Origin of the sequence: Bacillus sp. AY2-1, from assembly GCF_008368965.1 — a bacterium.
Lineage (GTDB): Bacteria > Bacillota > Bacilli > Bacillales > Bacillaceae_G > Bacillus_A > Bacillus_A thuringiensis_S.
Map to the genome: position 1 here is coordinate 1 of NZ_QPEL01000217.1, position 7,826 is coordinate 7,826.

Consider the following 7,826-nt stretch of genomic DNA (forward strand, 5'->3'; position numbering starts at 1 on the left):
CTCAAATTCTTTTATTGGTTTTTTAGCGAGTTGTAAATAATCGGGGATTTTTTCCGCATCCATTAATAGCAACCCTTGAAGATATGGACTTCTAGCATGTATTTCTATTCCTTTTGTTTTCAGCTTTTGTAGTAGTCCTGAATGAATTAGACGTTGATCAAATATATTTAAAGGGACTTGAATCATATCAAAACAATCAAATTCCAAAAAACGCTTAACTTCAGCAGGTGTATAAACGGATACACCAATCTTTTTGATTACTCCCCCTGATTTCAATGTATTTAATTTTTGAATGATATATCCATTATGTGAAACCATATTTTTAGAATCATGTAACAGGCAACAGTCTATAATGTTTGTTTTCAAATTCATCATAGATTGTTTAATATATTTATCAATTAAACTATCTAAATGCTCAATACCAATATTTTCAGATTCAATCATAGGTATTTTAGTTACAACCTGAAAAATTTTTTCTGTTTTTTTGCTTGAGACATATTCACCTATAATAGCTTCACTATTTCCATAAGAAGACGCTGTGTCTAACACATCAATACCGTTATTTATAGCATATTGGATGATATTTAAAGCCTCTTCCCTATCAGGCTTACCCATTATATTTCCTATTCCATAATGAAGACCCAGCTGAACAGTACCTAATGCTAATTTCATAGAGCACCTCCATAATAACCACTTAGGCTAGTTAGATATTTTCAAGAGAATGACGATATAGATATACATTGAACGCACATAATACACTAATGGAAAACTACTAATTGATATTTATCTGCTGGAAATTAAAACAAATATCCCCCCATTTATTCAATAATTATTTTGAAAAATACTTATTTCACGTTCTAAATTCTTTTATTTGTTCATACGTTATTAAAGTTGCTGAAAAATAAAAAAGCGAAAGATTTAAAATATCATAAAAAGATTCCAGATGATGTTTAAAAAAGGTAGGTATGTCTTCTCCTAAATAAACACTGCAGCTGTTATAGCATGTGATTATTTGTACTTCACGTCTGTTTAAACATTTTTCAATAAAAATCATGCTAACAATCCCTTACAAATTAACTTAAAAATTACATTTTATACAACTACTGCAATGTTGTAGTTAGCTTGAGAAAGGACAGATTGCTGATGCAGAAATTTAATATTAATAGCAAGCTAATTGGTGATGATTCATCAGTTTTTGTAATTGCCGAGGCTGGGATTAATCATGCAGGTTCATTTATTGAAGCAAAAAAAATGGTCGAGGTTGCCAACTCAAGTATGGCTGATGCCGTTACTTTTCAGCATATAGCCTATAATGACATTGATTGTAGAAAATCTTCTAAGACCAAATTAGATTGGGATAAATGGAGATTATCAGACGAACAGATTATCGAATTGTTTGATACTGCACATAGCTTGGGGTTATCTACGACGGCTTGTGTTGTAGATTTTAAATCTCTTGAGTTTATTGTCAAGTCAGGTGCTGATTTTCTTAAAATAGTTAGCGGGGATATTACATGCCATCCCTTTTTGGCTGAATGTGCAAAAACTGGTTTACCTATATTTCTTTCTACTGGAAGTGCATTGTTACCTGAAATAGAAGCTGCTTTAGAAGTTATTGAAAAATCTGGTGGGAAAAATGTCGTTGTATATCAAACGAATACTAAATACCCGACTCCACCTAATGAAGTTGATCTTAGAGTAATGGAGACACTAAAAAAATTTAATTATCCAGTAGGTTTCTGTGATCACACTGCAGGAACAGCTATCTCCTTAGCAGCAGTTACGTTAGGTGCTCACGTTATAGAAAAGCACTTCAGTTTAGACGCTACAATAAAAAGACCTGACTATGAAGTTTCTATTAATCCTCATGAACTAAATCAATTTGTAACTGATATACGTAATATTAAAAAAGCAATAGGTTTGCCGATAAAGCGCCGGCATACGGATGATGCAAATTTTATATTAACTCGTAGGTCCTTGGTAGCTTGTAGTGATATGACTAAAGGTACAAAAATTCAATGGAGTGATTTAACATATAAGCGCCCTGGGACAGGTACCCAACCTTCAGAAGCTAAGAATTTTATAGGTAGAATTTTAAAATATGATGTAAGTAAAGATGATCAATTATATGAAGATATGTTGGAGGAGATTTAATGAATAAAATTGAAAGACGTACCGCATTAGTGTTAGCTAGTTCTGATGGACTTGGCTTAGCAGTTGCTAAAAGATTATACTTTGATGGACATAATATAATTATTACAAGTAGAAGTGAAAAATTAGAAAAAGCTAAAAAAGAAATTTGTGATATTGGTAGTAAAGGAGAAGTTCTAGCAATCCCATCCGACGTAACTAACATCGAAGATTTAAATAAACTTATTATGCAAGGAAAAAACCAACTGGGTAATATTGATATTTTATTCACAAATGTAGCTGGCCCTAAAGCTGGAACGATAGAGGAGTTAAAAATTGAAGATTTCTGTAAAGCACACAATGACCTGTTATTGCCCGTCATTTATTTAACTAAACAATTAATTCCTGATATGTGCTCTCGTAAATGGGGCAGGATTATTATAAATTCTTCCCTTACTGCAAAAGAGCCTTCAAAAATGCTTACTTTATCAAATATATATAGGGCTGGACTAGCTTCTCTTTCGAAAACCCTTTCTCATCAATACGCTAGTTATGGAGTTACAGTTAATACTGTTGGACCTGGTTCTTTCAAAACTGCTCGCGCATCAGAATTATTAAATGAAATGTCTAAAACACAAAAGCGAAATGTTGAAGAGATCGAATTAGAAATCACGCAAAATTTACCAATGAAGAGATATAATGAACCAATAGAATTTGGGAATGTTGTAGCTTTTTTAGCTAGTAATGCTGCAAGTGCTATTACAGGTACTTTTATTCCAATTGATGGTGGAATTTCTCATGGGATATTCTAATTAAATAGATATTTTACTATTATCCCAAAGTATTAAATGCTCAGATTGAGGTTTTTCTATATTGTGATCCCTTCTATAAACAGTCCGTTAGAACGTTAAGTGGCAGGTGGTTCACCACATATTAATACACTTTCAACTCCAAAACTAAAAGAAGAATGAACTGTATTGCCATTCTTATCAAAAAAATTAGGAAATACACTGATTTCATAATACCCAACTTCTCCCACACATCTTGGCTCACAGGAAATTTCATATTGTAGTGAAAATTCTATCCAGACGAAGTTCTAGACTGGAATATTGGTTCTGTTGCAAAATTAGCTAAAATATAAAAAACTTTGGTTTAAAAAACAAATTTTATATAGATAGCAATAATTTCTATAATTCATTGTACATCGAAAAAACGGATTTTGGTTGATGACTCCGTTTTTTATATAGGGCATGAAGAGTTTCAATTCCTTTTATTGTGATTGAGGCTTGAAGAGAATTTTGGAATCTTGAGGATCTAGCAAAACGACGTTTTACGTGTCTATGATCTTATTCCATACGATTATTTAGATGTTTAGCTGTATAATTCATTGTGTTTTATAAAGTTTTTTTACTTTTACATACCTCGAGATAAATCTTTTAATTTTTGAGTAACTGTTGTTTGAGGGTAATTTTTCTGTATGAAATAATCCCTTAATTGTTTAGCAGTTATAGAATAGGAAGAATCATATAAAACCTTTTCAATTGTCTGTATCATATTTTCAATAGAATGAGTTACAAGCCAGCTTAATTCATCGTAATATTTATAATCTCTCTCCTCTGACTTAGATTTATAAACGACTACTGGTTTATCCAATAACATAGCCTCTAATCCTACTGTTGAATTAGAGATAACTACAAGATCTGAATTAGAAATGACATCATAAATACTTACTTCAGTTGTAATATACTTAACATTAGGATATACCTTACTTAAATGAATATATTCGCTTACTAAATTACGACCTTTTTCCCAAGGATGAGGCTTTATAATAACTGTAATATTTTTATCTTTCATCAATTGTTTAGTTAATTCAACATAAACTTGGGTTTTAAATGGTTGCGTTGCTATAAAGATTATTTTCTTAGAGGGATCTATATTTAGTTTCTTACAAAGTACTTTTTTTTCTAAATGTTTCTTATCATAGATATCATCATATCTTGGATGTCCCAATATCTCGATTTGAGAATCAACTCCCCCTCTTTGAAAATACCACTCTCGTTCATACTCTCCATATACAATCTGTTTTGTAGCAAAAATTGGAAAGAACGCTTCTTCTCCCATTATGGCTCCATGCTGAAGACAATAACTTGGAATCCCCTTACTTTTAGAGATAAGAGTAAGTACTCGGTTCGTTATATCTTCTGTTGTACCAACAATCACACTCGAGATATCATGTTCTTCAAAAATAAAATATGCCATATTAATTTTTTCAATCATGATAGGAAGATCATTAAGTAGTTTTGTTTGAAAAAATTTATTAGAAAATAACGGATGTTTTTTATATGTTGAAAAAAATTTTTGAGCTTTTTCAATGAAAATATGAGAACTATCAGGAACTTTATTTGTATAATCCAGTGTACAAATCGTAGGAAGACCATAGAGCTCGCTTTTTTTTGCTCTTGTTAATATTTTTGTATACTCAGGGTTAAAATAGGAAAAATTACCTGCTGAAAAACGAAGATAATCAGTATTAAGCAATACGACTCCATCTGGTCCTCTTTTCTTTGTCGTTTGCTCAAGCAGAGGCAACCATTTTTCAAATTCTGACTGCAATTGTTTTTCTTCTATTGGTGCAACTGACAAATATTTATAAAAATCCTTACTTTTCATCTTATTTTTAACATCTTCTTCTAAATATTGATAAAAATTACTTAATAAAGGTAAAGAAATGTTATGATGTACTAATTCAGAAAACACCTTTATATACTCTAAATTTAATAACCAATAATTTTTCAAATAGACTTCACTCAAGGTCTCACCCTCTTTTTCTTCTTAAGTCTTCTCTTAATTCCTTACATGTTCTTTATGGTTTAATAATTGTATAAATTCATTTTTTTCTTCCGCGAATAACTAAAAATATATTGAATTTAAATTAATATAATTTATATATAAAATCTTATCTATCGGATAAAAATCCCAAAAATGATTCAATCTCAAAAAAATAGCATACCTTATGCAATAAAATTCGGTTTTTTATCCCAGTAAGAACCCCATTTTTTGAACGATTGGCAAAATAGAAGCCCAATACATGTCGAACAATGATCCATTATATATGAATCATTGTTTGTAATCTTTTGTGCAGGTCTTTTTACAGCTTTAATTGGCTGAGATACTTCGTTAATTAAAACTGCGAAACATTGACAATTCTAATTTAATACGCTCCGTATCGATTTCTCTACAAACAATGGCTTGTAATAACTAGTCATAATAACTATAATTTTAGGCAGCTATTATCCCACTCCTTATCAATAAATAAAGTTCAGTTATATTATTATATAAACAAAAAGAACGAACTGTTCCGGTAATTATGATTTTCTTTTTGTATACACTAAAAGATAAAGGCGATATCTTGTTTGTCCATGAATTTTTATTATTTTCCGTAAAAATCTATTCCATAAGTAACTTCAATCATAATATGACTTGCTAACTAGAAAATCTTCTGATGTAAAAAATAAACCAGGAAACTCTAATCACTTTCTAGACTTACTCCCCTTCACTCTTAAGCGTCACACCCCTTATTAGTGGTACATATGCAATTTCCGTTTCTGCCATAGTGCTGTGTCACCTTTCATGCTTTGACTTCTTTGAATTCAATAGCGCTTTATCAGCATTAACCTATCGAGATCAATTTTATATTTACCTCAACGTGTTTTACTATTATTGGATCAAATATTATCCCGATTAAAATAACCACGATATGTACAAGCATTAGAAAATAGGAAGCATAATATAGAGCATTGCCACCTATTGGCATGTCATATCAACAAGTAAATGCCTTTCAAACATGATTATTTCATAAAAAGGCATAAGTTCTAAAATTATTTTTCTTAATACGGTATGTAATCAACTTTATATACCACATGAAATAACACATAATTTTTGATAAAGGAAGTGAAGTACATGTTCCCTTGCCAAGGTACGTGCAATCAATATGTAGATTTTGAGGTTTTAATTACAGCTCCTGAAGGATATATAATTAATGATACGAATTATACCGGTGCTGTCACCTGGAATACAAACCGATTAAAATGTGCATTTGAACCATGTACGATGCAAACACCGAACCCTTGCCTTCTTCAAACTGATCTACCTGAAGGTTCCTATCCAGTACACAGTGTTCGCATATATGGAGTACTTACAATGCTTGTTAGCATTTCCCCTGTTCAAAATCAATATGGACAAGGAGATGCAGCTTTTTCTAAATGGCATAAATTCTCTATCAATCAGATTGTTTATTATACAATTGATTCAAATTGCTGCTTTGATTTTAGTAGCTTTAAACTTAAGAGTTTAACAGTTACGCCACAAGATAAAAATACATTTATCTTAAATGGCACCCTCTCTGTTTTACCAGTGCCACCAAATCCTCCTATTTATGCTTTTACAGCAAATAGAGATGATAATACTCTTTCAGTAATTAATACAGCAACAAAGACTGTCCAGCATGTAATCAATCTTCCATATCAGCCAATTAAAGTTGCTGTTAATCCAAACAAAACATACAATTTAGTTTTGCACTCAAATGATAATAGTGTCTCTATGATTAAAAACGAAACTCTTACTATTACCTCTACTTTCTCAATAAACGGTCCAATTGATATTGGGTTTTCTCCGGATAATCAGTTTGCGTATATACTAAATTTTTTAACTGGTTCAATGGGCATTACTGTTATTAACCTCTTAACTCAAACCATCTCTAATACTATCTCACTAGGAGGATCTGGATTTTCAAGTATAGCCATTGATCCGAATGGACAATACGCCTACATCGTAAATTATACGACTTGGAGTATTGTAAAAGTTGATCTAAATACAGGAGAAATTGTAGTAGATCTTCCTACTTCAATGGATTATCCAAGCATCATAGAAATTAGTTTGTTTGATGGCTTAGCTTATGTTACAGAAGAACTTCCAGCGACTGGGACCCTTCTTGCAGTTATTGACTTGTCCACTTTTCAAGAGATTGGCAGAATTCTTACCGGAACGTATTACTACTCGTTCCTTGTTCTTTCACCTAATCAGCCTGTAGCTTTGCTAGGAGAAGAAACTATAGATGAAATCAATATTATTGATACAGCACATCAACTATCCACAGGAACGATTTCCATCAATGGTCCAGCAAGTGCTGCTTTTACACCTGATGGGAAATTCATCTATATTACTCAGCCAGAACAAAATACAGTAACTATTCTTAACTCCGTTGATTATACCGTAAATACAGTAGTAACAGTTGGAGCATCACCTGTAAGTGTTGCAATATAAAGTTTAATGCTTATTAACATTCAAGAAATACTGAGGATTGCACCCTCTACTTATATTAATTTCCTACTCTCCGGTATTCCATTTATACAAATAACTAGTGTCCTTCTCTCTATTTAATGACTAATCGTTTATTTTGATATGTAATAATTTATACACGGGACTCTTCTTAAATACTAAAAAACATATTATCTAATAACTCCCTAAATATTTCCTATAGTTCTTTCCATTACAATTCTCTTTAATTTTGTTTATCTATCCATTCCCTCCGTCGATCAAATCTCCCTCAAGAAATCCAATTTAAAATTCATTTTACAAGTAAACAACCGTTCCATAAGTAGATTATTTAAGGGAAAAGAGTCAGACTTACTGAATCC

Annotated in this window: 5 protein-coding genes and 2 pseudogenes; 3 read left to right on the top strand and 4 right to left on the bottom strand. The window is 31.5% G+C overall.

Going from position 1 to position 7,826, the window contains the following annotated elements:
• Positions 1 to 672, bottom strand: a 672-nt coding sequence (locus DN403_RS29060; protein ID WP_149186040.1) for an aldo/keto reductase, incomplete at its 3' end; no start/stop codon positions are given.
• 471 nt (positions 673 to 1,143) lie between these two features.
• On the opposite strand from DN403_RS29060, the gene DN403_RS29065 reads away from it, so the two are divergent.
• Positions 1,144 to 2,154 carry an N-acetylneuraminate synthase family protein gene (locus DN403_RS29065; protein WP_098833930.1) on the top strand — a complete coding sequence of 337 codons (1,011 nt, stop codon included), beginning with the start codon at positions 1,144 to 1,146 and terminating at the stop codon, positions 2,152 to 2,154.
• The gene (locus DN403_RS29070) at positions 2,154 to 2,942 is read left to right on the top strand and encodes an SDR family oxidoreductase (protein ID WP_097815259.1); all 789 of its coding nucleotides are present in this window, start codon (positions 2,154 to 2,156) and stop codon (positions 2,940 to 2,942) included. Before DN403_RS29065 ends, DN403_RS29070 begins: the two co-directional genes overlap by 1 nt.
• 375 nt (positions 2,943 to 3,317) lie before the next feature.
• On the opposite strand, the pseudogene DN403_RS32045 reads toward DN403_RS29070, so the two are convergent.
• The 3 genes and pseudogenes from DN403_RS32045 to DN403_RS32455 all read right to left on the bottom strand — a co-directional run.
• Positions 3,318 to 3,521 (bottom strand): annotated as a pseudogene (locus tag DN403_RS32045) (DDE-type integrase/transposase/recombinase); the annotation flags it as partial.
• A gap of 22 nt (positions 3,522 to 3,543) precedes the next feature.
• Complete coding sequence (locus DN403_RS29075) at positions 3,544 to 4,941, bottom strand: CDP-glycerol glycerophosphotransferase family protein (protein ID WP_149186041.1); 1,398 nt, start codon at positions 4,939 to 4,941, stop codon at positions 3,544 to 3,546.
• Positions 4,942 to 4,945: 4 nt separating this feature from the next.
• Positions 4,946 to 5,312, bottom strand: a pseudogene (locus DN403_RS32455) (glycosyltransferase family 2 protein); the annotation flags it as partial.
• Between the two features lie 778 nt (positions 5,313 to 6,090).
• On the opposite strand from DN403_RS32455, the gene DN403_RS29085 reads away from it, so the two are divergent.
• Entirely contained in the window at positions 6,091 to 7,452 is a 1,362-nt protein-coding gene (locus tag DN403_RS29085; protein WP_149186042.1) for a YncE family protein, read from the top strand.
• The last annotated feature ends 374 nt before the right edge of the window (positions 7,453 to 7,826 follow it).

Excerpts from the sequence above, each read along its gene's own strand:
- DN403_RS29065 (WP_098833930.1), top strand. The coding sequence starts at position 1,144 with ATGCAGAAATTTAATATTAATAGCAAGCTAATTGGTGATGATTCATCA.
- DN403_RS29070 (WP_097815259.1), top strand. The coding sequence starts at position 2,154 with ATGAATAAAATTGAAAGACGTACCGCATTAGTGTTAGCTAGTTCTGAT.
- DN403_RS29085 (WP_149186042.1), top strand. The coding sequence starts at position 6,091 with ATGTTCCCTTGCCAAGGTACGTGCAATCAATATGTAGATTTTGAGGTT.